We start from the raw sequence: 24,041 nt of genomic DNA, 5'->3' as shown, positions 1-24,041 counted from the left end.
CGCCGGATACCGAGCCGCGGGTGCCCGATGGCCGACCTCCAGACGATGACGGCCTTGAGCCCGCGAGACACCATTCCGGTGGGCGTGCCCGGCCTCGACGAGATCCTCGCGGGCGGGCTGACCCGGGCGCGGCTCTACCTCCTGGAGGGGACGCCCGGCACGGGCAAGACCACCCTGGGCCTGCAATTCCTGCTCGAAGGCGTCGCCCGGGGCGAGAAGGCCCTCTACGTCACCCTGTCGGAGAGCGCCGACGAGTTGCGGGCGAGCGCCGCTTCGCACGGGTGGAGTCTGGACGGCCTCGAACTCTACGAACTCGTCAACGAGATGGGGCTCGACCCCGACAGCGAACAATCGGTGCTGCACCCGTCCGAGGTCGAACTCGGCGAGACCGTCCGGGAGGTGATCGCGCGGATCGACGACCTCCGGCCGGATCGCGTGGTGTTCGACAGCCTGTCGGAGCTGCGCCTCCTCGCCCAGAACCCCCTGCGCTACCGCCGCCAGATCCTGGCGCTGAAGCAGATGTTCGCCGCGCGCGGATGCACGGTCATCATGCTCGACGACGGCACCGCCGACACGCAGCTGCACAGCATCGCCCATGGGGTGATCGTGCTGGAGCAGTCGCGGCGGGGGTTCGGGGCCGCGCGGCGGCGGCTTCACGTCCTGAAGTTGCGCGGCGTCAAGTTCCACGGCGGGATGCACGACTTCACCCTCGATACCGGCGGCGTCGAGGTCTTCCCCAGCCTCGTGGCAGACGATCACGGCGCGGTCTTCTCGATGGCGCCCGCCTCCACCGGCTCGCGGGAGCTCGATGCCCTCCTGGGGGGCGGGCTGGTCCCGGCGACCAACACCCTGCTCCTCGGCCCCTCGGGCGTCGGCAAGACCACGACGGCGATTCGCTGCATGCTGGAAGCGCTGGAGCGCGGGCAGCGGGCCTCCTACTTCCTGTTCGACGAGGGGCGCCAGACGATGCTGGCGCGGGCCCGCTCCCTGGGGATGAGCCTCGATGCCCATCTCGCGAGCGGCGCGCTGGTCATCGACGAGATCGAGCCGGCGGAGTTCTCGCCGGGGGAATTCGCCTGCCGGGTCCGCAGGACGGTCGAGGCCGGGGGCGCCAGCTTCGTCGTCTTCGACAGCCTCAACGCCTACATCCACGCCATGCCCGGCGAGGAATTCCTCGTGCTGCAGATGCACGAGCTCCTCAACTACCTGAACCAGAAAGGGGTCACGACCCTGCTGGTCCTCGGCCAGCACGGGGTCGTCGGCGACGTGCGCTCCGACATCGACCTCAGCTATCTCAGCGACGGCATCCTGCTGTTCCGCTACTTCGAGGCGAAGGGCGAGGTCCGCACCGCCCTGTCGGTCCTGAAGAGCCGGGTCAACGCGCACGAACGCACCATCCGGGAACTGACCCTCACGCCGGTCGGCCTGAAGGTCGGCGACGCCCTCACCGACTTCCTCGGCGTCCTCTCCGGCGTGCCGACCTATGGCGGCGACGGCCCGCTCCTCGCGGGCGGGGCGGCGTTGCCGGGGTCCAATCCCCCCGAGACGCGGTGATGGACGAGGACCGCATCCTGATCCTCGCCCCGCGCGGGCGGGACGCCGCCGTGGTGTCGAGCCTGCTGGCGCGGTCGGGCCACGCCGTCGCGGTCTGCCCGGACGCCACTGCGTGGCTCGACGGCCTCCGCGACGCGGCGGCGACCTCCATCGTCACGGAGGAGGCGCTTCTCGACGTCGACCACGACGCCCTCGATGCCTGGATCGCCGATCAGCCGCCCTGGTCGGACTTCCCGTTCGTGGTGCTGGCCACCCGGCAGCCCGGCCGGCGCACCGCGAGGGCGGCCACGGTCATCGACCGGCTCGGCAACGTCGTGCTGCTGGAACGGCCGGTCAACGCCGAGACCCTGGCCAGCGCGGTGTCCTCGGCCCTCCGGGTCCGTCGGCGCCAGTACCAGGCGCGGGCCCATATCCGCGAGCGCGAGGAAGCCCAGGAGCGGCTGCGGGCGGCCAACGACCTGCTCGAACGGCGGGTGGAGGACCGGACGCGGGCCGTCGAGGCGGCGCGCGAGACCCTGGCCTTCGCCCTCGATTCGGCCGGGATGGGCTCGTGGGACCTCGATCTCATCCACGACACCGTGCGGCGCTCGCGCCGGCACGACGCCATCTTCGGCTACGACGCGCCGTTGCCGTCGTGGCGCCGGGCCGACTTCGTGACCCATGCCGTCCCGGAGGACCAGGGCGTCGTCGAGGCCGCGTTCGCCCGCGCCGTCGAGAGCGGCTCCCTCGATCTCGAATATCGCATCCGCCGGCCGGACGGCAGCGTCCGCTGGATCGCCGCCAAGGGCCGGGCCGAGTACCGCACCGACGGGCAGCCCGTCCGCATGGCCGGGATCGTGCTGGACAGGACCGACCAGCGCAACACCGAGGAGGCCCTGCGGCAGGCGCAGAAGATGGAGGCCATCGGGCAATTGACCGGGGGCGTCGCGCACGATTTCAACAACCTGCTCACCGTCATCGTCGGCGGCCTCGACATGATCCTGCGCCGGCCGGACAACCTCGACCGGGTCGTGCGCCTGGGGGAGGCCGCCATGAGCGCGGCCCGGCGCGGCGAGCAGCTCACCCAGCAGCTCCTGGCCTTCTCGCGGCGGCAGATGCTGCGGCCGCAGACCCTGAACCCGAACCGGCTCCTCATCGACTTCCGGCCCCTGGCCGAACGGGCCGCCGGGGGCGCCATCGAGGTCGCCTTCGACCTCGACCCGGCCCTGGACCCGATCCGCATCGACCCGGCGCAGTTCGAGGCGGCCGTGCTGAACCTTGTCGTCAACGCCCGCGACGCGATGGAGGGGGACGGCTCGCGGATCGAGATCCGAAGCCGGAACGTGCATCTCGATACCGCCGCCGTGGCGGATTACGGCGTCCAGCCGGGGGCCTATGTCGAAGTCTCGGTCGCCGACCAGGGCAGCGGCATGACCCCCGAAACCCTCGCCCGGGTGTTCGAGCCGTTCTTCACCACGAAGGAGGTCGGCAAGGGCACGGGCCTCGGCCTGTCGCAGGTCTACGGCTTCACCCGCAGCGCCGGAGGGTTCGTCGGCATCGCCACCGAAATCGGCCTCGGGACGACCTTCCGCCTCCTGTTCCCCCGGTCGCGCGACCCGGCGGGCGAGGAGCGGGGGCCCGGCGCCATGGGCAGCCTGCCGCTGCGCCGGGCGACCGACGGCGACACCGTGCTCCTCGTCGAGGACGACGAGCAGGTGCTCGGGATGGCGGTCGAAAGCCTGGAAGAACTCCATTACCGGGTGGTGGTGGCCCGGAACGCCCCCGAGGCGTTGATCCACCTCCAGGGCATCGGGCGGATCGACATCCTGTTCTCCGACGTGATGATGCCGGGCGGCATGAACGGATCGGAACTCGCCGCCGAGGCCAAGAAGCTGCGGCCGGGTCTCAAGGTCCTCCTCACCTCCGGTTACGTGGCCAACCTCGACGAGGGGCAGGTCCTCGGGCGGGGCGACCTGCCGGTCCTCAACAAGCCCTACCGCCGGGACGAGCTGGCGCGCTCGCTGCGGATGGTCCTCGGGGGCAAGGCCTCGTGATCGCCGTGGCCCTCGCGGGACCCCGGCGCCGATCGGCGCGTTGACCGGGATGAGCGCCCCCTCCCTCCCCTCACCCAACCCCGACCGGCTCGGCCTCACGGAGGCGGCGCTCGCAACGGCCGACCGGCGTTGGCGCGCCGAGATGCGCCGCAGCTACGGTCCCGACGGGGTCCTGATCCACGGCTTCACGCCGGAAGCCCAGGGCGACCTCGGAACGGATCTGCGCCGCAGCTACGAGGCCCGCCGGGTCGCAGTCGCCCTCTGGCGCCACGAGCGGCGCCGGTAAGACTGAGTTGCCCGCAGCCTTGAAAACGGCAGTGGATCGACCGGCAAGACGTGGGCATCATGGCGCGTTCGACAAGTTTTACCCGCGCTTTCAGCGATTGTAATTGGTCGTTACAACCCGATATATGATGGACCCTTCGCGCAATATCGTGCCTGGGCCGATGATCGAGAGGCCGACATGGCACGCGAACTCACCACCGGGCGCGCTCAGGGCGTTTCCACCCAGGACTTCAACGAACGTGTGAAGCGCCTGATGGCGGACAAGCCGGATCCCCGGAAGGCCGAGGTGAAGACCAAGGGCTTCAAGAACAGCAAGCCGCCCGTGAAGGACTGACGTCCCGCCGGGCACAGAGGGTGCGGGGAACGGGGTCCGTCCCGTCCCCGCTAGAGGGCCCGTGCGTAGCCCGGAAGCAGTTCGATCGCCTGGGCCGTCGCCTGGGAGAGGCGCACCTCGGTCATCGTCACCTCGGCGCCTTCCTTGACGGCGCCCCGGACGATCTCGACGCCGCGGTCCGAACTGTCCGCAATGACGGCATAGAACAGCGTGATCGCGTTCTCCGGTGCGGCCTCGTCCGGCAGCGCGACCTTCACGATGAAGGCGGTTTGATTAGGCTCTATCATCCGCCGAACTTACACGAAGCGGCCGTTTCTTCCAGAGACGACGGTCTGTTCCGGGTCGCGCTCACACGCCGATCTTCGGGGTCGGCAGCGGCGAGCGGGTCAGGCTCGCGATCTCCCGGACCGGTCGCCCCGACTTCTGGGCGACCTCGCTGTCCTGGGCGGTGATGAGATCGCGCGCGGGCGCGTCCCCATCCAGCCCGCCGAGGATCTCGACGGGCACGCGCCGGTTCGAGGCACGGCTGCCATCCTCGTACACGACATCGAAAAGGACGAAGCCCTGGAGCTTCGGTGCGGATTTGGTGCGCTTGGTCATGCGCGGCTGATATCCGCTCCGCGCTCACGGCGACAGCCTCTGCGACGCTTGGCCTGTCTGTGCTGGCGTGATGGCGGCGCCTCACACGATCCCGCCGTCCGCGCCGATGATACGTGCGTACCACGATCATAACATAAATTTTGGAACCGCCTTGCGCGCAACCAGTTCTTGGCACGCTGCCGCATGGCGCGCGGCGATCCGTGCGGGCTCGGTGCTCGCCGCAAGGAGGCGGATTTCGAACCTACAATCCTGGAACAAAATGATCATTTTACTAGTATGGAATGCTCATTGAATTCCAGTAGCGAGCCATCATCTCACGGTCGGTCCCGGGTTTTCTTGCTGATTACGGAGCGCCCATGGCCGGAGACAGACATTCTACTTCCGTCGAGCACCTCAGGGGCTCGGTCAAGGAAGCCCTCGGGAAGCTCACCGGCGACACCCGGATCGAGGCCGAGGGCCGGCGCCAGAAACGGGGCGCCCCCTCCCCCAAGCCCGGCCGGTCCAAGCCCCACGGGCGGGACAGCGGCTGACGCTGCCATCGCGATACGAAGAGACAGGAGCACGAACATGGTCGATACGGACCGGATCACGGGTGCCGCCAAGGAGTTCGGCGGCAAGGTGCAGGGCGCGGTGGGCGACCTCACCGGCTCGAAGCGGGACTCGGTCGAGGGCCGCGCCCACGAGGCGGCCGGCAAGGCCGAGAACCTCTACGGCCAGGCCAAGGACACGGTGCGCGACGCGGCCGAGCAGGTCGCCGACACCGCCCGCGACCTCGGCGGCCGGATCCGCGAGACGGTCGGCGGCATCGTCGGCTCCGACGACATCGAGGACCGCGCCCGCCGCGCGCAGGGTGCCGCCGAGGACCAGTTCGACCGCGCCCGCCACTCCGCGCGCCGTACCGCCGGCGAGGTCTCCGACTACGCCCAGGACGCCTACGGACGCGGCAGCCGCGCCCTGCGCCATGGCGGGGTCAGCGGACAGGTCGCCGAGTATCCCCTCGCCTCGCTGCTGATCGCGGGGGCCGTCGGCTTCGGCCTCGCCCTTCTCGTCAAGACGACCCGCGACTGAGCCGCCGCCCCCGGCGACCACGGTTTGCCAACACCCGGAGTGACAGTGTGACCACCATCCAGACCACCGGTACCCCCCTCGCCGCCCCGTCGGCGGAAGCCCATACGCGGGCCGTCCTGCTCAACGAGGTGTCCTGGGGCGCCATCTTCGCCGGCGCCGTCACGGCCCTCGTGACCCAGGTGATCGTGAACCTCGTCGGCGTCGGGGTGGGCCTCGCCAGTGTCGGGGTCAACGCCACCGACAACCCGGCCGCCTCGACCGTCTCGGCCGGCGCCGGGATCTGGTTCGTGGCCTCGGGCATCGTCGCCTCGCTGGCCGGCGGCCTCATCGCCGGCCGCCTCTCCGGCAAGCCCCTGCCGGGCGCGGCCGCCCTGCACGGCCTCGTCTCCTGGGCGGTGACGACCCTCGTCGTGCTCTACCTGCTGACCTCCGCCGCCAGCGGCCTCGTCGGCGGCACCCTGAGCACCGTCTCGGGCGCGCTGGGCGGCGCGGGCAACCTCGTCGGCGGCACCGTCCAGACCGCCGCGCAGGCCGCTGCGCCCTCGCTGTCGAAGATCTCGAACCCGATCGACGGCATCGAGCAGACGGTCCGCCAGCAGGCCGCCGGCCAGGACCCGCAGGCCGCCAAGGACGCCGCCGTGGCGGCCGTGCGCGCCGTGCTGACCGGTGATCCGGCCCAGAAGGAGCAGGCCAAGAACCGCGCCGCCGACGCGCTGGCCAAGGCCCAGGGCATCTCGCCCGATCAGGCCAAGACGCAGATCAACGACTACGAGAAGCAGTACGATCAGGCCGTCGCCACCGCCAAGCAGAAGGCCGAGGCCGCTGCCGTCACGGCGAAGTCGGCCGCCACGCAGGGCGCCTTCTACGCCGCCATCGCCCTGGTCCTCGGCGCGCTGGCCGCGTTCCTCGGCGGCCGCCTCGGCGCCCCGAAGCCCGCGACGCTGCTCTCGACCTACGACGCCCGCCGCGTCTGATCCCCTTCCACCGGCCCCCGCCCCAGGGCGGGGGTCATCCCCGGCCGGAGCCTCCGGCCTTCTTCCACCAAGCAGGAGCGCACACGATGAGCAGCACCACCGACAAGCTCAAGGGCCTGGCCAACGAGGCCGTCGGCAACGTCAAGCAGGGCGTGGGCAACGTGACGGGCAACGACAAGCTCGTGGCCGAGGGCAAGGCGCAGGAGCTGAAGGGCGAGGCGCAGAAGACCGTCGGCGACGTCAAGGACGGCGCCAAGAACGTCGCGGACAAGATCACCGGCAAGCACTGATCCCCTCTGCGGCGCCGGCCCGGCCGGCGCCCCCCCAACCCGCACAGGAGAGACTCATGAACCGCGACCAGATCCGTGGCGCGTCCCGTCACCTCAAGGGTCGCGCGCAGACCACCCTCGGTGGCCTGACCGGCGATCCGGCCCGCCAGGTGCGCGGCGCCGTGAACCAGGTGGCGGGCGGTGCCCAATACGCCTATGGCCGCGCCCGCGACCGCGCCGAGGACCTCGCCGAGGATGGCCGCCACCTCGCCCACGAGGCCCGTGAGCGGGCCGACCATCTCATCGAGGACGGCCGGCACTACGCCCAGGAAGCCCGCCGCCGGGCGACCACCCACGGCCGGAGCGCCGTCCGCTACGCCGACGCCAACCGCGGCACGACGCTGCTCGCGCTGGTGGGCGTCGCCTTCGCCCTGGGCTGGCTCGCCCGCCCCTCGCGCTGACATCCTCGCATCCTGGAGATCCCGATGATCCGCAAGATTCTCACCGCCTTCCTGCTGCCGAAGCTGATCGCCTTCGTCACGCGCCGCGTCACCGGCCGGGCGACCACCCCGCCGCGCCGGGGCTACTGACCCTCGCCCCCCACGACGCCAGGAGCCCCACGATGCCAGCCCTCATGAAGATCGTATCGTATGTCGTGGCGGCGGCGGCCCTGTGCACGCTCGTCGCGGTCGTGGTCCAATCCGCCGGCCTGCTCGCCGGATCGTAGGGAGAGCGCGGGGTCCTCGGGTCCCCGCCTCCGTCACACGGCCTTCAGGAGCCATCGCAGCGGCAGGGCGACCGCCGCGAGGCTCGCGACGCTCAGGCCCCAGAGCAGGACGAACCAGCCGAGCCGGCGCATCAATGGTACCCCGCTTCCGCCGTGACCTTCCCGCGGAACAGCCAGTAGACGTAGGCCGTGTAGGCCAGGATCAGCGGCACCAGCACCGCCGCCCCGTAGAGCAGGAAGGCCTGGGATTTCGGGTGGGTCGCCGCCTGCCAGATCGTGACGCTCGGCGGCACGATGTAGGGCCACATGCTGATGCCGAGCCCGATATAGGACAGCAGGAAGAAGCCCAGCGCGCAGAGGAAGGGCGAGACCTCCTCCCGCCGCTCCAGGGCCTTCGCGAAGCGCCACGCCAGCACCCCGACGAGGAGCGGCACCGGCGCCCCCACCAGCATGCCCGGCAGGCCGAGCCAGCGCGCGCGGAAGGCGGCGCTCACCCCGAGCATCGTCGCCGAGACCACGGCGATGAGGACGAGCGTCGCCACCGCGAGGGGCTTGGCGAGGCGATAGGCGCGGATCTGCAATTCGCCGCCCGTCTTCCAGATCAGCCAGCAGGCGCCGAGGAGGCCGTAGCCCACCACCAGGGCGATGCCGGTGAGCAGCGAGAACGGGGTCAGCCAGTCCCACCACCCGCCGGCATAGGCACGGCCCTCGATGCGGATTCCCTGGACGAAGGCGCCGAGCGCGATGCCCTGGCAGAAGGCCGCGACGACGCTTCCCCAGGAGAAGGCCCGGTCCCACCAGAGCTGCCCGCGCGGCGTGGCGACCCGGAAGCGCATCTCGAAGGCCACGCCCCGGAACACCAGGGCGAGCAGCATCAGGATGAGCGGCATGTAGAGGGCCGGCAGGATCGTGGCGTAGGCGAGCGGGAAGACCGCGAACAGCCCGCCGCCGCCGAGCACCAGCCACGTCTCGTTGCCGTCCCAGACGGGGGCGACCGAGTTCACCATCACGTCCCGGTCGGCCTTGGCGCGGATCGCCGGGAAGAGGATGCCGATGCCGAGGTCGAACCCGTCCATCGCCACGTAGAGGAACACGGCGGTGGCGATCAGGAAGGCCCAGATCAGGGTGAGGTCGATGTCCATGACAGCCTCCGTCACTCGGCCGCCAGGGCGGGGGCCGGGGTGATGCCGGCGGTCCGCACCGGCTGGCCGACGGGCGGGCCGGATTCGTGCGGGCGCGGGGCCTGGTCGAACAGGTGGAACAGGTACCAGATGCCCGCCCCGAACACGGCGAAGTAGACCAGCGCGAAGGCCGCGAGCGAGGCCGCCACGGCGGGCGCCGCGATGGGCGAGACGCTGTCGGCCGTGCGCAGCAGGCCGTAGACCGTGAAGGGCTGGCGGCCGGATTCCGTCACGACCCACCCCGCCGTCACGGCGATCAGGCCGGAGGGTCCCATCGCCACGGCGAAGCGGTGCAGCCAGGGCGTCTCGTAGAGCCGGCCCCGGGCGCGCAGCACGAGGGACCACAGGCCGAGGGCGATCATCATGAGGCCGAGGCCGACCATCACGCGGAACGCCCAGAAAACGAGGGGCAGGTTGGTGGGCCACGTCTCGCGGGGCAGGTCCTTCAGCCCCGTGACCTTCGCGTCGAGGTCGTGGGCGAGGTAGAGGCTCGCGAGGCCGGGGATGCCGATCTCGTACTTCGTCTCGGCGGCCTGCGCGTCCGGCCAGCCGAACAGGATCGAGGGGGCGCGGGCCACGCTGTCGAAATGGCCCTCCATCGCCGCCACCTTGGCGGGCTGGTGGTGGTAGGTGTTGCCCCCGTGGAGGTCGCCGAGCACCATCTGGCAGGGCGCGACCAGGGCCGCCATCCACATCGCCATGGAGAACATCAGCCGGGCGCGGGGATTGGCGCGGTCGCGCAGCAGGTGCCACGCCCCCACGGCGCCGACGATCATCGCCGTCGTCAGGTAGGCCGCCGTGACCGTATGGGCGAAGCGGTAGGGGAAGGACGGGTTGAACACCACCGCCCACCAATCCTCCGGCACGAACCGGCCCTCGGCATCGAGGCTGTAGCCGGCGGGCGTCTGCATCCATGAATTGGCCGAGAGGATCCAGAAGGCGGAGATCAGCGTGCCGAAGGCCACGAGCCCCGTGGCGAGGAAGTGCAGGCGTGGCCCGACCCGCTCCAGGCCGAACAGCATCACCCCGAGGAAGCCCGCCTCCAGGAAGAAGGCCGTCAGGACCTCGTAGCCCAGGAGCGGGCCGAGGACCGGGCCGGTCCTGTCCGAGAAGACCGACCAGTTGGTGCCGAACTGGTAGCTCATCACCAAGCCGGACACGACGCCCATGGCGAAGGCGACGGCGAAGATCTTCAGCCAGTAGCGGTAGGTGTCGAGGAAGACGTCCCGCCCCGTGGCGAGCCAGAACGCCTCGAGCACGCAGAGGTAGCTCGCCAGGCCGATGGTGAAGGAGGGGAACAGGAAGTGCCAGACCACGGTGAAGGCGAACTGGCTGCGGGCGAGATCGAGCGCGCTCGGGAGATGGTCGGCCAGCATCGGATCTGTCCCCCACAGGGATGGCCGGAGACGGCCGGACCCGGCCGACTCAGCGACACATCGCCGCGCAGTGTGCGCCGCAGCGCCGCGCTGTCAATCCATGTTTCTCATGGGCGAGCTTCGCCATATCGCGAGAAGATAGATTGACCCTTGGGACGGCGGCCGCCATCATTGCGGCCGCCATGTCCGAGAGCCTTGCGTCGTGACCATCGAAGCCGCCGTGCCGCCCGGCCCGCCGCCGCTGATCGGGGATGCCGCGCCGTCCTTCCGCGCCCGCACCACGATGGGGCTGCGCACCCTCAATGCCTATCGCGGGCGCTGGTTGGTGTTCTTCTCGCACCCGGCGGATTTCACCCCCGTCTGCACCAGCGAGTTCATCGCCTTCGCGCAGGCCCATCCGGCGTTCCAGGCGCTCGGGTGCGATCTCCTCGCCCTCTCGGTCGACAGCCTGTCGTCGCATCTCGCGTGGCAGCAGAGCATCGCGCAGAATTTCGGCGTGCGGATCCCCTTCCCCATCGTGGAGGATCCGGGGATGGGCATCGCCCGCGCCTACGGGATGCTGCCGGCGGGGGCGACCTCCACCGCGACGGTGCGCACCACCTACGTCATCGATCCCGAGGGCGTCGTGCGCGCCCTCACCGCCTACCCGCTCACGGTCGGGCGCAGCGTCGCCGAGATCCTGCGGCTGGTGGGGGCGCTCCAGGCGAGCGACGCGGCCGACGTCTCGACGCCCGAGGGCTGGCGGCCGGGCGAGCCGGTCCTCTCCCATCCGCCGATGACGGGGGACGAGGTCGGCGCCTGGGGGGCCGATTGGTATCACCGGCTGGAGCGCCTGTGACGCTCCCCGGCCCCGACGAGGCGGCCGCGACCGCCGCCGCCGAACGGCTCAAGCTGGTCGCCAACCCCAACCGCCTGCGGATCCTCGCCCTGCTGGCGCGGGGCGAATGCGCGGTCTCGGAGATCGAGCAGCGCCTGGGCATCCGCCAGCCGACCCTGTCACAGCAGCTCGGCGAGTTGCGCAACGCCGCGATCGTCGCCACCCGGCGGGAGCACAAGGTGGTGTTCTACAGCCTGACCGACCCGCGCATGATCGCCCTCCTCGGCGCGATCGAGGACATCCTGATCGCGGGCCGCCCCCAGCGCCGGGCGACGGCGCGGGGCCCCGAGGCGCGGGCCCGCGCCCTGGGGCAGGCCGCCATGTTCGGACAGGTCGGGGACGAGCCTTGAGCGCCCCTCCCCGGCCGGCGGCCTAGCCGGCTGCCTTCGCCTCGCGGCGGCGGGCGGTGAGGACCCACTCGGTGTAGCCGTTCGGCTGCGCCCGGCCCTTGAGCACGAGGTCCTTCGCCGCCTGGAAGGCCGGGCCGTCGAAGCCGGGGGCCATCGGCGTGTAGAGCGGGTCGCCGGCATTCTGGCGGTCCACCACCTTGGCCATCCGCTTCAGCGTCTCCATCACCTGCTCCTCGCTCACCACCCCGTGGTGCAGCCAGTTGGCGATGTGCTGCGAGGAGATGCGCAGGGTCGCCCGGTCCTCCATCAGGCCGACATCGTGGATGTCCGGCACCTTGGAGCAGCCGACGCCCTGGTTCACCCAGCGGACCACGTAGCCCAGGATGCCCTGCGCGTTGTTGTCGATCTCCTGCTGCACGTCGTCGGGGGCGAAGTTCGAGCGGGCGAGGGGGATCTCCAGGATCTCGTCCAGGGCCGAGCGGGGGCGTCGGGCGAGCTCCGCCTGCCGCGCCGCGACCTCGATCTCGTGATAGTGGAGCGCGTGCAGGGTCGCGGCGGTGGGCGAGGGCACCCAGGCCGTCGAGGCGCCGGCCCGCGGGTGGGCGCCCTTCTGCATCAGCATCTCGGCCATGGCGTCGGGGGCCGCCCACATGCCCTTGCCGATCTGCGCCCGGTCCTTCAGGCCGCAGGCGAGGCCGACATCGACGTTGTTCTCCTCGTAGCCCTTGATCCAGAGCGTCGCCTTCATGTCATTCTTGCGGATGACCGGGCCGGCCTCCATCGAGGTATGGATCTCGTCGCCCGTGCGGTCGAGGAAGCCGGTGTTGATGAACACCACGCGGCTCGAGGCCGCCGCGATGCAGGCGGCGAGGTTCACCGTGGTGCGGCGCTCCTCGTCCATGATGCCCATCTTGAGGGTGTTGGCCTCCAGGCCCAGCATCGCCTCGACCCGGTCGAACAATTCGACCGCGAAGGCGACCTCCTCCGGCCCGTGCATCTTCGGCTTGACGATGTAGACCGAGCCCTTCCGGCTGTTGCGCAGGCCGGAATCGCCCTTCAAATCGTGGATCGCGATCATCGCCGTCACGGCGGCGTCGAGCATCCCCTCGGGGATCTCGCGGCCCTGCCCGTCGAGCACCGCGTCGGTGTCCATGTGGTGGCCGACATTGCGCACCAGCATCAGTGAGCGGCCGGGCACCACCACCTCGCCGCCGTTCGGGGCGATGTAGTGCCGGTCGGGGTTGAGGCGGCGCTCCTGGCGGCGGCCGTCCTTCTCGAAGCCGGCCGCGAGGGTGCCGTTCATCAGGCCGAGCCAGTTGCGGTAGACGACGACCTTGTCCTCGGCATCCACCGTCGCCACCGAATCCTCCAGATCCATGATCGTGGAGACGGCGGATTCGAGCAGGATGTCGGCGACGCCCGAGGCGTCGAACCGGCCGATCCGGTGGGTGCGGTCGATCACGACCTCGATGTGCAGGTTGTGGTGGCGCAGGAGCAGGGCCGAGGGCATGCTCGCCCGGCCGCGATAGCCCGCGAACAGGTCCGGCCGCGCCAGCGGCACGGTCTCGCCGGTGTTCATGTTGCCGACGAGCTGCCCGTCCTCGACGGCATAGGTCACGACGTCGGCGTGGCGTCCGCCCGCCAGCGGCACGAAGCGGTCCAGCGTGCTGCGGGCGCGGGTGACGACGCGGGCGCCGCGGGCGCGGTTGTAGCCGCCGCCGCGCACCGCCCCGCCCTCCTCCGACACCGCGTCGGTGCCGTAGAGGGCGTCGTAGAGGGAGCCCCAGCGGGCGTTGGCGGCGTTCAGCGCGTAGCGGGCGTTCGAGACCGGCACCACGAGCTGCGGCCCGCTGATCCGGGCGATCTCGTCGTCCACGTTCTCGGTGCGCACCTGCACCGGGCCGGGGGGCGGCAGGAGATAGCCGATCTCGGTCAGGAACGCCTTGTAGGCCGCCGGATCGACGGGCTTGCCCGCCCGCTCCCGGTGCCAGGCGTCGATCTTGGCCTGAAGCTCGTCGCGCTTGGCCAGCAGGGCCCGGTTCTTCGGGGTGAGATCGCGGACGATGGCGCCGAGGCCGCCCCAGAACACCTCGGGCGAGATGCCGGTGCCGGGCAGGGCCTCCTCCGCGATGAAATCGTGGAGCACCCGCGCGACGGCGAGGCCGCCAATGGTCAGTCGATCCATCTTCGAAACACTCGGGGGGTTCGGCGGCCGGGGCCGCCCGTTGCAGACGGTGCCGAGAGCCCGAACCTGTCGGCGCGGCAGGGTCCGGGCGGGGTCCGCATAGCAAACCCCCGGCCGGATGGCACCCGCCGTATACAGCATTCAGATTGCGACGGCCGCCGTCTGTAGCCCGGCGCCGCACGGGGTCGGCCCGCCGGTCAGGCCGTCAGGATGGCCGCGAGTCCGCAGAGGACGGCAAGGCCGAGGGAGGCCCCGCCGACCGCGTGCAGGGTCCAGGTGATGGCGTGGTGGCCGTTGTCGTTGGCGGCGCGGGGCGGCTTGCCGGAGGGGCGGACCCCGACGGAACCGGGATCAAACGGACGCGGACAGGTCATGTCCGGCATCGTCCATTCCGTCATCGATGCGGCCGGCGTGGAGGGGGGCCCCCTGCTCCGCGAGGTCCGGGGCGACGAGGCCGCCGCCGTAGCGCGCCCAATCCTCGGGCGAGGCGTTGCGCATCGCCTGCGCCACCGCGCCCGCCGCGTCGGGAGACGCATCCCGGTCCCGCTGACGCCAGCCCAGGGTGAACCGGGCGGTGAAGGCCTTCGCTGTCGTCATGTCGCTCCTCGTCCATGCGATGCGGTGCAGAATCCCAGGGCCATGCTTAACGCTTCGTCAATCGACCCCACCCTCGCAACCCCCGCCCGGAGGGGCGGCAGAGGGGCTGTCAGGGTTGTCCCGACAGGCTCGCGGGTCTCTCCGACTGCGAGAGCGGCCCCCCGCGCCCAGATCAGGGGTGGTGAAGACAAAGGAGCCATCCCGATGAAACACCTTGCGATCGCCCTCGCGGCGGCATCGAGCCTCGTCCTGTTCTCGCCGTCGAGCGAGGCACGGCCTGTCCGGGGTCACGGGCTCGGCGGGCATCACGCCGGGCACCATCACGGATTCCGCGGGCGCCATCACGGCCTGCGCCACCACCGCCATTTCGGCCACCGGCATCACCGTCGGCATTACGGCCGCCATCCTCGCGGCTTCCGGGGCATCGGCTTCGGCTACGGGCCCTACAGCTACTGAGCGCGGCCACGAAGGACAGTCATCGGCAGGCAACGGTCAAGACGATTCATCCGTCGATCCTGTCGGGATGACCCCGACAGGTGTCGGAGAGACCGGTGCTTACGCCGAAAATACTTGTCCGAACGACGATCATGGGCCCTCCTGTTACCGCTACGTTTCGACAGGCGGGAGGATCGGGTCCATGATCATGGAAATCATCAAGCAGGGCGCCCGTGCCCGCACCCTCGGACGGCCGCGTGACGCCTGCCCCTATCCGGGGGAATCCCGCGAGCGGCGCGCGTGGTTCGAGGGGTTCGACGGGTCGGTCAGCGACCTCGGCGCGCGGGCGCCCCACCCCGCCCTCACCCGCCCCACTACCGCACCCGCCCGGGTGCCGGCTTGACCTGACGCGCCCCGGACGGGGTAGGCTCGCGGGGATTGTCCCGGAGGGAAGGTTCGCCCGGCGCACCCCATGAACATCCGCAGAACAGGAGGGGTCCCGGGCGGCGAGCACCACCTGAGTCGCGGCAACGGCCGCACCTTCGTCGCCCTGGTCTTCGCCGCCGCGATCCCGGTCCTGCTGCTCAGCGGCTGGGTCGCGACCCTGATGGCGCAGCAGCAGCGCGACCTCGACCGGCGCGCGGCCGTGGCCAGCGCGACCCGCGTCGCCGAGCGCGTCGCCTCCGACATCGCCTCGCAGGTCACGGTGCTGGAGGCGGAGGCCGCCTCGGCCACCCTCGACACGCCCGACCTCGCCGCCTTCTACGCCGAGGCCGAGCGCCTGCGGCAGGCTCATCCCCTCTGGGAGACGATCGAGCTGGCCGGGCCGGACGGCGGGCAGGTGGTCAACCTCCTGCGCTCGCTGGACGAGACCCTCGGGCCCACCTCGGACCGGACGAGCTTCGACGCCGTCGTGCGCACGGGCAAGCCGGCGATCGGCGGGATCGGGCCGGTGGGCACGGTCTCGGGCAAGCGCCTCATCGCCCTGCGGGTGCCGGTGATCCGGGACGACGGGCTGCGCTACGTCCTCTCGGTGCGCCTCGCCACCAACGCGGTCAGCTCGATCCTGCGGGATGCGGGGGCGCCGGAGGGCTGGGTCGGGACCATCGTGGATTCGGACGGCATCACCATCGCCCGCACCCGCGCCGAAGCGGAGGAACTGGGCCAGCCCGCGAACGCGGCCCTGCAGGCGGCGATCCGCCGGGCGCCGCAGGGCTTCTACACCGGCCCGACCCTGGAGGGCGCGAATGTCGAGGTCGTCTACCGCACCCTCAAGGACACGGGCGGCTGGTCGGTGCATTTCGGGATGCCGGTCGCCGCGCTGAACGCCCCGGTCTCGCGCTCCTACGCGGTGCTCGCGGGGGGCAGCGTCCTCAGCATCGGCCTCGCCCTGGCCCTCGTCGGGCTGGTGGGGCGCGACATGGCCCAGCGCCGGGCGGGCGAGCAGGCGCGCTTCACCCTCGCCCTGCGGTCGAGCGAGGAACAGGGGGCCGTCGCCGCCGAGGCCGCCGAACTCGGCACCCTGCGCTGGGATGCCGGGCGCGGGCGGGTGACGGCCTCCGCCCGCGCCGCCACGCTGCTCGGCTGGCGGGGCGAGGTCGCGGAGGGCCGCGAGACCGAGACCGGCCTCGCCGGGGCCCTGGGCGCCGTCCTCGCCGAGGACCGGGCGCGCCTCGCCGACGCCATCGGCCGGAGCCTCGCGGAGGGCGGGCCCGTCGATGAGGAGTTCCGCGTCGCCGACGGGACGGGCGGGCCGCGCTGGGTGCGCCTCGCCGGCCGGGCGCCACAGCTGCACGGGGAGGCGCCGGCCGGGCTCATCTACGGCGTGGTGTCGGATATCGAGCCGCGCAAGCGCGCCGAGGCCGAGCGGCTGGAACTGCTCCGGCGCCTCGGCGAGGCGCAGGAGAACGAGCAGCGCCGCATCGCCCGCGAGCTGCACGATCAGGTCGGGCAGACGGTGACGGGCCTGTCGCTGGGCCTCAAGAGCCTGGAACGGCTCGTGGCCGGCAGCGGGCCGGAGGCGGGCCGGCAGGTCCAGTGGCTGCAGGGGCTCGCCGGGGAGATCGGCCGCGACATCCACCGCGCCGCCGTCGACCTGCGCCCGACCGCCCTCGACGATCTCGGCCTGCGCGAGGCCCTCGCCACGCTGCTGCGGGAGTGGAGCCGGCGGCACGGCATCCGGGCCGACCTCGAATTCCTCGGCGACGCGGCGCGGGTGCCGGCGCCGGTGGAGACCGCCGTCTACCGCATCGTGCAGGAGGCGCTGACCAACGTGCTGAAGCACGCGGGGGCGGCGACCGTCAGCGTCGCGGTGGAGCACCGCGCCGACGCGATGCGGGTGATCGTGGAGGATGACGGGATCGGCTTCGACGCGGACAATGCCGCGCGGCCCGGCGGGGCCGGGGCGCCGGGCAAGCCGCGCCTCGGCCTGTCGGGGATCCGCGAGCGGCTGGCCCTCCTCGACGGCACGCTCACCCTGGAGACGTCCCCCGGCATCGGCACGGCGTTGTTCGTGGACATCCCCGTGCCGCAGGCGGCCTGAGGCGCAAGGAGACCATCATGGACCGCATCCGCGTCGCCCTGGCCGACGACCACCCGATCGTGCTCGCGGGCATCCGCACGCTCCTGACCGCCGACCCGGAGATCGACCTCGTGGGCGAGGCGACGAGCGGCAGCGACGCCCTGCCGATGATCCGTGCCGCCGGGCCGGACGTGGCGGTGATCGACGTCTCCATGCCGGGGCTCAACGGGCTCGAACTCACCGAGCGGGTCACGGGCGAATGCCCCGGCACGCGGGTGCTGATCCTCACCGTCCACGAGGACGCGGCCTACGTGCAGCCGCTGCTGAAGGCGGGGGCGCGCGGCTACCTGCTGAAGCGCTCGGCGGCGGACGACCTGCTCCGCGCGGTCCACGCGGTGGCGGCGGGCGGGGTCTATCTCGACCCGTCCATCGCCGGCCATGCCCTGGACCCGTCCGGCGCGGCGGGGCGGGCGGAGGCGGCCGAGGGCGGCGAGGCCCTGAGTCCCCGCGAGACCGAGACCCTGCGGCTCATCGCGCAGGGCTTCAGCAACAAGGAGATCGCCCGGCGCCTCGACGTGAGCGTCAAGTCGGTCGAGACCTACAAGGCGCGGGCCGCCGAGAAGCTGGGCCTGCGGACGCGGGCCGAGATCATCCGCTACGCCGCCGCGCGGGGCTGGCTCGACGCCCTCGCCCTGCGGACCTGACCCGCCGCCCGGCTCAGGCCGGCTTCACCTTGGCGAAGCGCTTGAGCAGGCGATCCCGCTTGAGGCGCGAGAGGCGGTCGATCCAGAACAGGCCGTCGAGTTGGTCGATCTCATGCTGCAGGATCGCGGCCGAGAAGTCGGCTGCCTCCTCCTCGTGGGCGTCGCCCGCGAGGTCCCGGTAGCCGAGGCGGATACGGGCGGGGCGGGTGATCCGCTCGCGGACGCCCGGCATGCTCACGCTGCCCTCGTCGTGGGTCGCCGTCTCGGGGGAGGCCCAGAGGACGACGGGGTTCACGTAGACCCGCGGCGCGTCCTCCGGCGCCATGCGGGCGACGACGACCCGCCGCAGGATCCCGATATGCGGCGCCGTCAGGCCGAGGGCCGAGACGGCGAGCAGGGTCTCCCGGACGTCGTCCGCCACGGCCCGGAGGTCGGGGCCGAACGTCTCCTCCGGCGCCGCCCTGGCGGAAAGGCGGGAATCGGGGAACAGGAGGAGGGGGCGCGCGGGCATGGCGCCCGTTTACGCCGTGCGATCCGTAAGGGCGAGGCCGGGAGGTTGCCGTCAGCTTCATGCCTCAGGCTGGACCGTCTTTACGGAAGGAACAGGCCACGGCCTCCTCGATCGGTGGATTCCGCAGTCGACTTTCCCGTTGAGCAACCAGGGCCCACAGGGATCGTCCAACCCCATGGACGCACGGCCTTTCGGACCCAACCTGCCACGTGTTCGTCAACGCGATCAGTGACAGCCTTCCGGCCTTCGCCTACGGCGCCGACCCGACGCTCCGGAGGGTGATGTTCGACGCCATAGCGGTCGACTCGTATCCGAACGATCCAGAGGCCCAAGCCCGCGCGGTCGAGGAGTGGGAAGACACGTTGGTCTAGCGTCCCGGGGGGCGCACCCGCGCGTCCTCACGCCGCGTAGCGGGCGACGGCGAGGTCGTCGCCCGCGATCTCCGGGGTGCGGCCGGTGACGATGTCCGCGAGCAGCCGCCCCGAGCCGCAGGCCATGGTCCAGCCCAGCGTGCCGTGGCCGGTATTCGTGAACAGGTTCGTGAGCGGCGTCGCCCCGACGATGGGCGTGCCGTCCGGCGTCATCGGGCGCAGGCCCGTCCAGAACGTCGCCCGCGAGAGGTCGCCGCCCCCGGGGAAGAGGTCGCCGACCGAGCGGGCCAGGGTCTCGCGGCGGGGCTCGCGCAGGAGGCTGCTGAACCCCGCGAGTTCGGCCGTGCCGCCGACGCGGATGCGCTCGCCCAGCCGGGTGATCCCGACCTTGTAGGTCTCGTCCATCACCGTCGAGACCGGCGCGGCCTCCGGGTCCGTGACCGGCAGGGTCAGGGAATAGCCCTTCACCGGATAGACCGGCAGGGCGATGCCCAAGGGCCGCAGCAGGGCCGGGGTGTAGCTGCCGAGTGCCGCGACATAGGCATCCGCCGCGAGCCGTTCGCCGGCACTGGTCTCCACCGCCGTGACCCGCCCGCCCTCGTGATGGAGCCGCGCGATGGAGACGCCGTAGCGGAAGGTGACGCCGAGGCCCTCGCAGAGCGCGGCGAGGCGTTGCGTGAAGAGATGGGCGTCGCCGGTCTCGTCGCCGGGCAGGCGCAGGCCGCCCACGAACACCCCGCCGACCCGCGCGAGCGCCGGCTCGGCGGCGATGCAGCCGGCGGCGTCCAGCACCGCGTAGGGCACGCCGTAGGCGTCGAGGACGCGGGTGTCGTCGCCCACATGGTCGAGCTGCTTCTGCGTGCGGAAGAGCTGGAGCGTGCCCTTCTCGCGGTGATCGTAGGCGATGCCGGTCTCGGCGCGCAGGTCGCGCAGCACGTCGCGGCTGTATTCCGCCAGCCGCACCATCCGGCCCTTGTTGCGGGTGTAGGCGTCCTCCGTGCAGTTCGCGAGCATCCGTGCCAGCCAGCCGTAGAGGCGCGGCTCCAGCCTCGGCCACAGGACGAGGGGGCGGTGGCGCATCATCAGCCACTTCATCGCCTTCACGGGGATGCCCGGCGCCGCCCAGGGGGCGGAATAGCCCGGCGAGACCTGCCCCGCATTGGCGAAGCTGGTCTCCAGCCCCGCGCCGGGCTGGCGCTCCACCACCGTGACCTGATGCCCGGCGCGGGCGAGGTAATAGGCCGAGGTGACGCCGACGACGCCGCCGCCGAGGATCGTGACATGCATGGCCTGCCTCAGGCTCCGGTATAGGTGCGGTGGAAGCGCTGGCCGAGGCGCGTGAGCACCTCGTAGCCGATGGTGCCGGAGGCCGCCGCGAGGGCATCCACCCCCTGCTCCGGCCCGATCAGGTCCACGAGCGCCCCCGGCCCGATGGCGCCGGGGGGCAGGTCGGTGGCATCGAGGACGAGGCTGTCCATGGAGACCCGCCCGACGAGGGGCAGCCGCACCCCGGCGAGGAAGCCCGCCGCGCCCTCGGTGCCGCGCGGGAACCCGTCCGCGTAGCCGACCGCCACAGTGGCGAGGCGCGAGTCCCGCGCCGTGACGCCCGCATGGCCGTAGCCGACCGGCGTGCCCGCCGGCACGGCGCGCAATTGCATCACCCGCGCGCGCAGGGAGACGACCGGCCGCATCGGGTTGTCCCGGCCCGGCTGGGGCGCGATCCCGTAGAGGGCGGCGCCGGGGCGGACCATGTCGAAATGAAAATCCGGCCCGAGGACGATCCCCGACGAGGCGGCGAGGCTCGCCGGCACGCGGGGCAGGCGGGCGCGGACGGCCGAGAAGGCCGCAAGCTGGGCCGCGTTGGCCGGATGCTCCGGCGTGTCGGCGCAGGCGAGGTGGCTCATCACCAGCGTGAGGGTGAGCCCCGCGAAGGCATCGGGATCATCGAGCAGGGCGAGGGCTTCCGCCGGGTCGAAGCCGAAGCGCGTCATGCCGGAATCGACCTGCAGGATCGCGGGCAGGCGGCGCCCGAGATGCCGCGCCAGCCCGGCCCAGGCTTCCCGCTGCGCGCCGTCGTTGAGGACGGGGACGAGGTCGCTCGCGGCGCAGGCCGCCTCGCTGCCGGGGGTCGTGCCGTTGAGGATGCCGATCGCAGGGCCGGGCCCGAGGATCGCCCGCAGGCTCACCCCCTCCCCCACCTGGGCGACGAAGAACTGGCGGCAACCGGCCTCTGCGAGGACCGGGGCGACGCGGGCGACCCCGAGGCCGTAGGCGTCGGCCTTCACCACGGCGGCGCAGGCGGCCGGGCCGGCGCGGCGGGCGAGGAGGCGGTAATTGTCCCGGAGGGCGCCGAGGTCGATGCCCAGGAAGGCGGCGGCGAGGCTCGTGTCCTGCCTCATGACCCGATCGACAATGCCCATGCCCGCCTCCGCGACGACAGGGCTACGCTACACGCAGGATCACCGAATTTCCGGCGATTCCGCTGCAGGTGATTGCGTTCTAAGCGTGGCGGTGCAACTTTCTGCGGATATTCGGACGTTTCCGCCATGGACGAGATCGACCACCGCATTATCCGGGCCCTGCGGGCCGACGGGCGCATCAGCAACGCCGACCTTGCGGGGAAGGTCGGCCTGTCGGCGTCCGCCTGCCACCGCCGGGTGCGGGTGCTGGAGGAGAGCGGCGTGATCCGGGGCTACACCGCCATCATCGGCGGCGTCACCGACGAGCCGGGGCTGGTGGTGCTGACGCAATTCACCCTCGACCGACAGACGGAGGATTACCTGAACCGCTTCGAGGCCGCCGTGCGGCGCTGCCCCGAGGTGCAGGATTGCTACCTGATGACCGGCACGGCCGATTACCTCGTGAAGCTCAAGATCAGCGACGCGGCCGATTACGAGCGGCTGCACAAGGAGGTGCTGTCCCGCCTGCCCGGCGTGGCGCGGCTGCAATCGAGCTTCGCCATCCGCACCGTCGTGGCGGCGGGGCGCGCATGAGCGCCGCCCCCGACCTGCGCCTCCTGCGCGCGAATCTCGACGGACGGGAGCGGGTCATCGACATCGCCGGGGGCCGCATCGCGGCGATCCGCGTGCCCGGCGAGGCGCGCCCGGAGGCGGCGCGGGAGATCGACTGCGCCGGGGCGCTCGTCCTGCCCGGCCTCACCGACGCGCATGTCCATCTCGACAAGTGCCTGCTCGGGCTCCCCTGGCGCCCCCACCGGGCGGCGGGCTCGGTGCGCGCGCGGATCGAGGACGAGAAGGCCTTCCGCCGGGAGAGCCGCGTGCCCCTGGCCGAGCAGGGCGCCGAGGCCCTGCTGGAGCGGATGCTGCGCGGGGGCACCACGAGCCTGCGCACCCATGTCGACATCGACGACGTGACGGGGACCGGCCATCTCGCGCAGATCCTCGACCTGCGCGCCCGCTGGTCCGGCCGGATGCGGATCGAGATCGTCGCCTTCCCGCAGAGCGGCCTCCTCGCCTGCCCCCCGGCGGCGGATTACCTCGACGAAGCGATGCGGATGGGCGCCGACCTCGTCGGCGGCCTCGACCCCCTCGGCATCGACGGGGACGCGCAAGCGCCCCTCGCCCTCGTCTTCGCCCTGGCCGAGCGCCACGGGCGCGGCCTCGACATCCATCTCCACGATGGCGGGGAGGGCGGGCTGTCCGAGATCGAGGCGATCATCGCCCGCACCCTGGCGGCGGGCCTGCAGGGCCGGGTCGCGATCAGCCACGCCTTCGCCCTGGCCGAGGCCGACGATCACCGCCTCGGCCGGATCGCTGAGGGCCTGGCGCGGGCGGGCATCACCCTAGTGAGCAGTGTGCCGGGCGGGGCCCGCTGCCCTCCCCTGCCCCGCCTGCGGGAGCTCGGCGTCGCGATCTGCTTCGGCACCGACAACGTGCGCGATTCCTGGAACCCGGCCGGCGTCACCGGCATGATCGACCGGGCGATGCTCGCCGCCCACCGCTTCGATTGCCGCACGGACGCGGCGCTGGCCGCCCTCCTCGACCATGCCACGGCGATCCCGGCCGGCGCCCTCGGCCTCGGCCCCGGCGCGGTGGCACCGGGCCTGCCCGCCGACCTCGCCCTGTTCGAGGCCTCCTGCGCGGCCGAGGTGATCGTGGAGCGGCGCCAGCCCCGCCGCGTCATCGCCCAGGGCGCGACGGCCTGGGAGGCCCCATGACCGACCGGGCCCTGCGCTACTTCCTGGCCGTGGTGCGCGCCGGATCGGTGCGGGCCGCCGCCGAGACCCTGAACGTCGCCGCCTCGGCGGTGAGCCGCCAGATCATCGACCTGGAGGCGCAGGTCGGCGAGGCGCTGCTCGAACGGCTGCCGCGCGGCGTCGTGCCCACGGAAGCCGGGCGGATGGTGGCCGAGCACGCCCAGCGGCAAGCCGACGAGGCCACCCTGTTGGAGGACCGGCTGAAGCGCCTGCGCGGGGTGCAGCAGGGCACGATCCGCCTGCGCTGCGGGGCGGGCTTCCTCATCGACCTCGTGGACAACGCCCTGGCGGATTTCGCGCAGGCCCATCCCGGCATCGCCTACCAGATCGAGGGCGGCACCACGGACGGCATCCTCGCCGCCGTCGCGCAGGGCGAGGCGGATCTCGGCCTCGCCTACAACCCCCCGGCCCGGCCGGATGTCTGCGGCGTGGTCTCGGCGCGCCAGCCCCTCCTCGCCATCCTGCCGAAGGGCCACCCCCTCGCCCGCGCCTCCGGCCCGGTGCCCCTGCGCGCCTTCGCCACCGAGCCCGCGATCCTGCTGCCGCCCGATCACGGGGTACGGCAGATGCTCGGCCGCGCCGAGGCCGATGGCGGCTTCCGCCTCGTCCCGCGCCTAGAGACCGGCGCCTTCGAACTGCACCGCCGCTTCGTCACGGCGGGGATGGGCATCGCCTTCCTGCCGCGCTTCGTGGTGGCGGCGGAACTGCAGGCCCACAGCCTCGCGGCCGTGCCCCTGCGCGAACCGATCCTCTCCGAGGCGAGCGCGCATCTCGTCGTGCGCGCCGGGCGGCGCCTGCCGGAGGCGATGGGGCGGCTGATCGGCTGGCTCGCGGAGCGGATGGTCGCCTTCCGGCCCACCGCCGCCTGAGCGA

30 protein-coding genes are annotated in these 24,041 nt (G+C 72.1%); 19 read left to right on the top strand and 11 right to left on the bottom strand.

The window, feature by feature from the left end; genetic code table 11:
- The first annotated feature begins 27 nt into the window (after window positions 1-27).
- The 4 genes from ACXJ1Y_RS06740 (at window position 28) to ACXJ1Y_RS06725 (ending at window position 4,206) form a co-directional block, all read left to right on the top strand.
- A complete protein-coding gene (locus tag ACXJ1Y_RS06740; protein ID WP_463849333.1) occupies window positions 28-1,554 on the top strand; it encodes an ATPase domain-containing protein in 1,527 nt (508 codons plus the stop codon).
- Window positions 1,554-3,587 carry an ATP-binding protein gene (locus ACXJ1Y_RS06735; RefSeq protein ID WP_463849332.1) on the top strand — a complete coding sequence of 678 codons (2,034 nt, stop codon included), beginning with the start codon at window positions 1,554-1,556 and terminating at the stop codon, window positions 3,585-3,587. Before ACXJ1Y_RS06740 ends, ACXJ1Y_RS06735 begins: the two co-directional genes overlap by 1 nt.
- Before the next feature lie 49 nt (window positions 3,588-3,636).
- The gene (locus tag ACXJ1Y_RS06730) at window positions 3,637-3,873 is read left to right on the top strand and encodes a hypothetical protein (RefSeq protein ID WP_463849331.1); all 237 of its coding nucleotides are present in this window, start codon (window positions 3,637-3,639) and stop codon (window positions 3,871-3,873) included.
- A gap of 177 nt (window positions 3,874-4,050) precedes the next feature.
- A complete protein-coding gene (locus ACXJ1Y_RS06725; protein ID WP_243953481.1) occupies window positions 4,051-4,206 on the top strand; it encodes a hypothetical protein in 156 nt (51 codons plus the stop codon).
- A gap of 50 nt (window positions 4,207-4,256) precedes the next feature.
- Here the strand turns inward: ACXJ1Y_RS06725 and ACXJ1Y_RS06720 are convergent, their stop codons facing one another.
- Both ACXJ1Y_RS06720 and ACXJ1Y_RS06715 read right to left on the bottom strand, forming a co-directional pair.
- Window positions 4,257-4,463, bottom strand: coding sequence for a hypothetical protein (locus ACXJ1Y_RS06720; protein WP_463849330.1), 207 nt, complete (start codon window positions 4,461-4,463; stop codon window positions 4,257-4,259).
- 91 nt (window positions 4,464-4,554) lie between these two features.
- Window positions 4,555-4,806: a hypothetical protein gene (locus ACXJ1Y_RS06715; protein WP_463849329.1), complete on the bottom strand. Its 252-nt coding sequence runs from the start codon at window positions 4,804-4,806 to the stop codon at window positions 4,555-4,557.
- 356 nt (window positions 4,807-5,162) lie between these two features.
- Here ACXJ1Y_RS06715 and ACXJ1Y_RS06710 point away from each other — a divergent pair, with 356 nt between their 5' ends.
- The 5 genes from ACXJ1Y_RS06710 to ACXJ1Y_RS06690 all read left to right on the top strand — a co-directional run bounded on the left by ACXJ1Y_RS06710 (window position 5,163) and on the right by ACXJ1Y_RS06690 (window position 7,578).
- Complete coding sequence (locus ACXJ1Y_RS06710) at window positions 5,163-5,336, top strand: CsbD family protein (RefSeq protein ID WP_463849328.1); 174 nt, start codon at window positions 5,163-5,165, stop codon at window positions 5,334-5,336.
- Between the two features lie 37 nt (window positions 5,337-5,373).
- Window positions 5,374-5,874, top strand: a complete 501-nt coding sequence (locus ACXJ1Y_RS06705) for a CsbD family protein (RefSeq protein WP_463849327.1) — start codon at window positions 5,374-5,376, stop codon at window positions 5,872-5,874.
- A gap of 47 nt (window positions 5,875-5,921) precedes the next feature.
- Window positions 5,922-6,848 carry a PhnA-like protein gene (locus ACXJ1Y_RS06700; RefSeq protein WP_463849326.1) on the top strand — a complete coding sequence of 309 codons (927 nt, stop codon included), beginning with the start codon at window positions 5,922-5,924 and terminating at the stop codon, window positions 6,846-6,848.
- An 86-nt stretch (window positions 6,849-6,934) separates the two neighbouring features.
- The gene (locus ACXJ1Y_RS06695) at window positions 6,935-7,138 is read left to right on the top strand and encodes a CsbD family protein (RefSeq protein ID WP_463849325.1); all 204 of its coding nucleotides are present in this window, start codon (window positions 6,935-6,937) and stop codon (window positions 7,136-7,138) included.
- Window positions 7,139-7,194: 56 nt separating this feature from the next.
- The gene (locus ACXJ1Y_RS06690) at window positions 7,195-7,578 is read left to right on the top strand and encodes a CsbD family protein (RefSeq protein WP_342166409.1); all 384 of its coding nucleotides are present in this window, start codon (window positions 7,195-7,197) and stop codon (window positions 7,576-7,578) included.
- A 299-nt stretch (window positions 7,579-7,877) separates the two neighbouring features.
- Here the strand turns inward: ACXJ1Y_RS06690 and ACXJ1Y_RS06685 are convergent, their stop codons facing one another.
- From ACXJ1Y_RS06685 to ACXJ1Y_RS06675, 3 genes are read right to left on the bottom strand one after another with little or no spacing between them, the layout of a single operon-like run.
- Window positions 7,878-7,976 carry a DUF2474 family protein gene (locus ACXJ1Y_RS06685; RefSeq protein WP_243954145.1) on the bottom strand — a complete coding sequence of 33 codons (99 nt, stop codon included), beginning with the start codon at window positions 7,974-7,976 and terminating at the stop codon, window positions 7,878-7,880.
- Window positions 7,976-8,986 carry a cytochrome d ubiquinol oxidase subunit II gene (gene cydB / locus ACXJ1Y_RS06680; protein WP_463849324.1) on the bottom strand — a complete coding sequence of 337 codons (1,011 nt, stop codon included), beginning with the start codon at window positions 8,984-8,986 and terminating at the stop codon, window positions 7,976-7,978. Before cydB ends, ACXJ1Y_RS06685 begins: the two co-directional genes overlap by 1 nt.
- Before the next feature lie 11 nt (window positions 8,987-8,997).
- Window positions 8,998-10,401, bottom strand: a complete 1,404-nt coding sequence (locus tag ACXJ1Y_RS06675) for a cytochrome ubiquinol oxidase subunit I (protein ID WP_463849323.1) — start codon at window positions 10,399-10,401, stop codon at window positions 8,998-9,000.
- A 244-nt stretch (window positions 10,402-10,645) separates the two neighbouring features.
- Between ACXJ1Y_RS06675 and ACXJ1Y_RS06670 the strand changes: the two genes are divergently transcribed.
- On the top strand, window positions 10,646-11,239 hold the full coding sequence (locus tag ACXJ1Y_RS06670; protein WP_463850053.1) for a peroxiredoxin: 594 nt from the start codon (window positions 10,646-10,648) through the stop codon (window positions 11,237-11,239).
- The gene (locus tag ACXJ1Y_RS06665; protein ID WP_463849322.1) at window positions 11,236-11,628 is read left to right on the top strand and encodes an ArsR/SmtB family transcription factor; all 393 of its coding nucleotides are present in this window, start codon (window positions 11,236-11,238) and stop codon (window positions 11,626-11,628) included. The genes ACXJ1Y_RS06670 and ACXJ1Y_RS06665 overlap by 4 nt, the downstream gene beginning before the upstream one ends.
- 22 nt (window positions 11,629-11,650) lie before the next feature.
- Here the strand turns inward: ACXJ1Y_RS06665 and ACXJ1Y_RS06660 are convergent, their stop codons facing one another.
- From ACXJ1Y_RS06660 to ACXJ1Y_RS06650, 3 genes are all read right to left on the bottom strand, one after another.
- Window positions 11,651-13,813, bottom strand: coding sequence for a malate synthase G (locus ACXJ1Y_RS06660; protein WP_463849321.1), 2,163 nt, complete (start codon window positions 13,811-13,813; stop codon window positions 11,651-11,653).
- A 197-nt stretch (window positions 13,814-14,010) separates the two neighbouring features.
- On the bottom strand, window positions 14,011-14,187 hold the full coding sequence (locus ACXJ1Y_RS06655) for a hypothetical protein (protein ID WP_463849320.1): 177 nt from the start codon (window positions 14,185-14,187) through the stop codon (window positions 14,011-14,013).
- Window positions 14,165-14,410, bottom strand: coding sequence for a hypothetical protein (locus ACXJ1Y_RS06650; RefSeq protein ID WP_463849319.1), 246 nt, complete (start codon window positions 14,408-14,410; stop codon window positions 14,165-14,167). The genes ACXJ1Y_RS06655 and ACXJ1Y_RS06650 overlap by 23 nt, the downstream gene beginning before the upstream one ends.
- 204 nt (window positions 14,411-14,614) lie before the next feature.
- Here ACXJ1Y_RS06650 and ACXJ1Y_RS06645 point away from each other — a divergent pair, with 204 nt between their 5' ends.
- The 4 genes from ACXJ1Y_RS06645 (at window position 14,615) to ACXJ1Y_RS06630 (ending at window position 18,070) form a co-directional block, all read left to right on the top strand.
- Window positions 14,615-14,866, top strand: coding sequence for a hypothetical protein (locus tag ACXJ1Y_RS06645; protein ID WP_463849318.1), 252 nt, complete (start codon window positions 14,615-14,617; stop codon window positions 14,864-14,866).
- Between the two features lie 181 nt (window positions 14,867-15,047).
- On the top strand, window positions 15,048-15,248 hold the full coding sequence (locus ACXJ1Y_RS06640) for a ribosome modulation factor (protein ID WP_463849317.1): 201 nt from the start codon (window positions 15,048-15,050) through the stop codon (window positions 15,246-15,248).
- 69 nt (window positions 15,249-15,317) lie between these two features.
- The gene (locus tag ACXJ1Y_RS06635) at window positions 15,318-17,387 is read left to right on the top strand and encodes a sensor histidine kinase (RefSeq protein WP_463849316.1); all 2,070 of its coding nucleotides are present in this window, start codon (window positions 15,318-15,320) and stop codon (window positions 17,385-17,387) included.
- A 17-nt stretch (window positions 17,388-17,404) separates the two neighbouring features.
- Window positions 17,405-18,070: a response regulator transcription factor gene (locus ACXJ1Y_RS06630; protein ID WP_463849315.1), complete on the top strand. Its 666-nt coding sequence runs from the start codon at window positions 17,405-17,407 to the stop codon at window positions 18,068-18,070.
- 13 nt (window positions 18,071-18,083) lie between these two features.
- Here ACXJ1Y_RS06630 and ACXJ1Y_RS06625 read toward each other — a convergent pair whose 3' ends face one another.
- Window positions 18,084-18,581: a peptide deformylase gene (locus ACXJ1Y_RS06625; protein ID WP_463849314.1), complete on the bottom strand. Its 498-nt coding sequence runs from the start codon at window positions 18,579-18,581 to the stop codon at window positions 18,084-18,086.
- 209 nt (window positions 18,582-18,790) lie between these two features.
- Here ACXJ1Y_RS06625 and ACXJ1Y_RS06620 point away from each other — a divergent pair, with 209 nt between their 5' ends.
- Window positions 18,791-18,952, top strand: coding sequence for a hypothetical protein (locus ACXJ1Y_RS06620; protein ID WP_463849313.1), 162 nt, complete (start codon window positions 18,791-18,793; stop codon window positions 18,950-18,952).
- Window positions 18,953-18,979: 27 nt separating this feature from the next.
- Here the strand turns inward: ACXJ1Y_RS06620 and ACXJ1Y_RS06615 are convergent, their stop codons facing one another.
- Window positions 18,980-20,239, bottom strand: coding sequence for a D-amino acid dehydrogenase (locus ACXJ1Y_RS06615; RefSeq protein WP_463849312.1), 1,260 nt, complete (start codon window positions 20,237-20,239; stop codon window positions 18,980-18,982).
- Window positions 20,240-20,247: 8 nt separating this feature from the next.
- Window positions 20,248-21,372, bottom strand: a complete 1,125-nt coding sequence (alr, locus tag ACXJ1Y_RS06610; RefSeq protein ID WP_463849311.1) for an alanine racemase — start codon at window positions 21,370-21,372, stop codon at window positions 20,248-20,250.
- Between the two features lie 126 nt (window positions 21,373-21,498).
- Here alr and ACXJ1Y_RS06605 point away from each other — a divergent pair, with 126 nt between their 5' ends.
- Genes ACXJ1Y_RS06605 through ACXJ1Y_RS06595 form a run of 3 tightly spaced genes read left to right on the top strand, consistent with a single transcriptional unit; the run spans window position 21,499 to window position 24,037 of the window.
- Window positions 21,499-21,945 (top strand): Lrp/AsnC family transcriptional regulator, encoded by a 447-nt coding sequence (locus ACXJ1Y_RS06605; protein ID WP_243954161.1) that lies wholly within the window; start codon window positions 21,499-21,501, stop codon window positions 21,943-21,945.
- Entirely contained in the window at window positions 21,942-23,129 is a 1,188-nt protein-coding gene (locus ACXJ1Y_RS06600; protein ID WP_463849310.1) for an amidohydrolase, read from the top strand. Before ACXJ1Y_RS06605 ends, ACXJ1Y_RS06600 begins: the two co-directional genes overlap by 4 nt.
- Complete coding sequence (locus ACXJ1Y_RS06595; RefSeq protein ID WP_463849309.1) at window positions 23,126-24,037, top strand: LysR family transcriptional regulator; 912 nt, start codon at window positions 23,126-23,128, stop codon at window positions 24,035-24,037. The genes ACXJ1Y_RS06600 and ACXJ1Y_RS06595 overlap by 4 nt, the downstream gene beginning before the upstream one ends.
- Window positions 24,038-24,041 lie beyond the last annotated feature (4 nt).

It is taken from the genome of Methylobacterium sp. TK26 (assembly GCF_055361565.1).
This window is presented reverse-complemented; position numbering and strand designations above follow the sequence as displayed.

Bases quoted from the DNA above. Each gene is read 5' to 3' on its own strand.
- ACXJ1Y_RS06640 (WP_463849317.1), top strand. From the start codon at position 15,048: ATGATCATGGAAATCATCAAGCAGGGCGCCCGTGCCCGCACCCTCGGA.
- ACXJ1Y_RS06635 (WP_463849316.1), top strand. From the start codon at position 15,318: ATGAACATCCGCAGAACAGGAGGGGTCCCGGGCGGCGAGCACCACCTG.
- ACXJ1Y_RS06705 (WP_463849327.1), top strand. From the start codon at position 5,374: ATGGTCGATACGGACCGGATCACGGGTGCCGCCAAGGAGTTCGGCGGC.
- ACXJ1Y_RS06655 (WP_463849320.1), bottom strand. From the start codon at position 14,187: ATGACCTGTCCGCGTCCGTTTGATCCCGGTTCCGTCGGGGTCCGCCCC.
- ACXJ1Y_RS06725 (WP_243953481.1), top strand. From the start codon at position 4,051: ATGGCACGCGAACTCACCACCGGGCGCGCTCAGGGCGTTTCCACCCAG.
- ACXJ1Y_RS06625 (WP_463849314.1), bottom strand. From the start codon at position 18,581: ATGCCCGCGCGCCCCCTCCTCCTGTTCCCCGATTCCCGCCTTTCCGCC.
- cydB (WP_463849324.1), bottom strand. From the start codon at position 8,986: ATGGACATCGACCTCACCCTGATCTGGGCCTTCCTGATCGCCACCGCC.
- ACXJ1Y_RS06675 (WP_463849323.1), bottom strand. From the start codon at position 10,401: ATGCTGGCCGACCATCTCCCGAGCGCGCTCGATCTCGCCCGCAGCCAG.
- ACXJ1Y_RS06690 (WP_342166409.1), top strand. From the start codon at position 7,195: ATGAACCGCGACCAGATCCGTGGCGCGTCCCGTCACCTCAAGGGTCGC.
- ACXJ1Y_RS06630 (WP_463849315.1), top strand. From the start codon at position 17,405: ATGGACCGCATCCGCGTCGCCCTGGCCGACGACCACCCGATCGTGCTC.
- ACXJ1Y_RS06645 (WP_463849318.1), top strand. From the start codon at position 14,615: ATGAAACACCTTGCGATCGCCCTCGCGGCGGCATCGAGCCTCGTCCTG.
- ACXJ1Y_RS06740 (WP_463849333.1), top strand. From the start codon at position 28: ATGGCCGACCTCCAGACGATGACGGCCTTGAGCCCGCGAGACACCATT.
- ACXJ1Y_RS06605 (WP_243954161.1), top strand. From the start codon at position 21,499: ATGGACGAGATCGACCACCGCATTATCCGGGCCCTGCGGGCCGACGGG.
- ACXJ1Y_RS06710 (WP_463849328.1), top strand. From the start codon at position 5,163: ATGGCCGGAGACAGACATTCTACTTCCGTCGAGCACCTCAGGGGCTCG.
- ACXJ1Y_RS06595 (WP_463849309.1), top strand. From the start codon at position 23,126: ATGACCGACCGGGCCCTGCGCTACTTCCTGGCCGTGGTGCGCGCCGGA.
- ACXJ1Y_RS06685 (WP_243954145.1), bottom strand. From the start codon at position 7,976: ATGCGCCGGCTCGGCTGGTTCGTCCTGCTCTGGGGCCTGAGCGTCGCG.
- ACXJ1Y_RS06615 (WP_463849312.1), bottom strand. From the start codon at position 20,239: ATGCATGTCACGATCCTCGGCGGCGGCGTCGTCGGCGTCACCTCGGCC.
- ACXJ1Y_RS06660 (WP_463849321.1), bottom strand. From the start codon at position 13,813: ATGGATCGACTGACCATTGGCGGCCTCGCCGTCGCGCGGGTGCTCCAC.
- alr (WP_463849311.1), bottom strand. From the start codon at position 21,372: ATGGGCATTGTCGATCGGGTCATGAGGCAGGACACGAGCCTCGCCGCC.
- ACXJ1Y_RS06735 (WP_463849332.1), top strand. From the start codon at position 1,554: ATGGACGAGGACCGCATCCTGATCCTCGCCCCGCGCGGGCGGGACGCC.
- ACXJ1Y_RS06715 (WP_463849329.1), bottom strand. From the start codon at position 4,806: ATGACCAAGCGCACCAAATCCGCACCGAAGCTCCAGGGCTTCGTCCTT.
- ACXJ1Y_RS06695 (WP_463849325.1), top strand. From the start codon at position 6,935: ATGAGCAGCACCACCGACAAGCTCAAGGGCCTGGCCAACGAGGCCGTC.
- ACXJ1Y_RS06600 (WP_463849310.1), top strand. From the start codon at position 21,942: ATGAGCGCCGCCCCCGACCTGCGCCTCCTGCGCGCGAATCTCGACGGA.
- ACXJ1Y_RS06650 (WP_463849319.1), bottom strand. From the start codon at position 14,410: ATGACGACAGCGAAGGCCTTCACCGCCCGGTTCACCCTGGGCTGGCGT.
- ACXJ1Y_RS06730 (WP_463849331.1), top strand. From the start codon at position 3,637: ATGAGCGCCCCCTCCCTCCCCTCACCCAACCCCGACCGGCTCGGCCTC.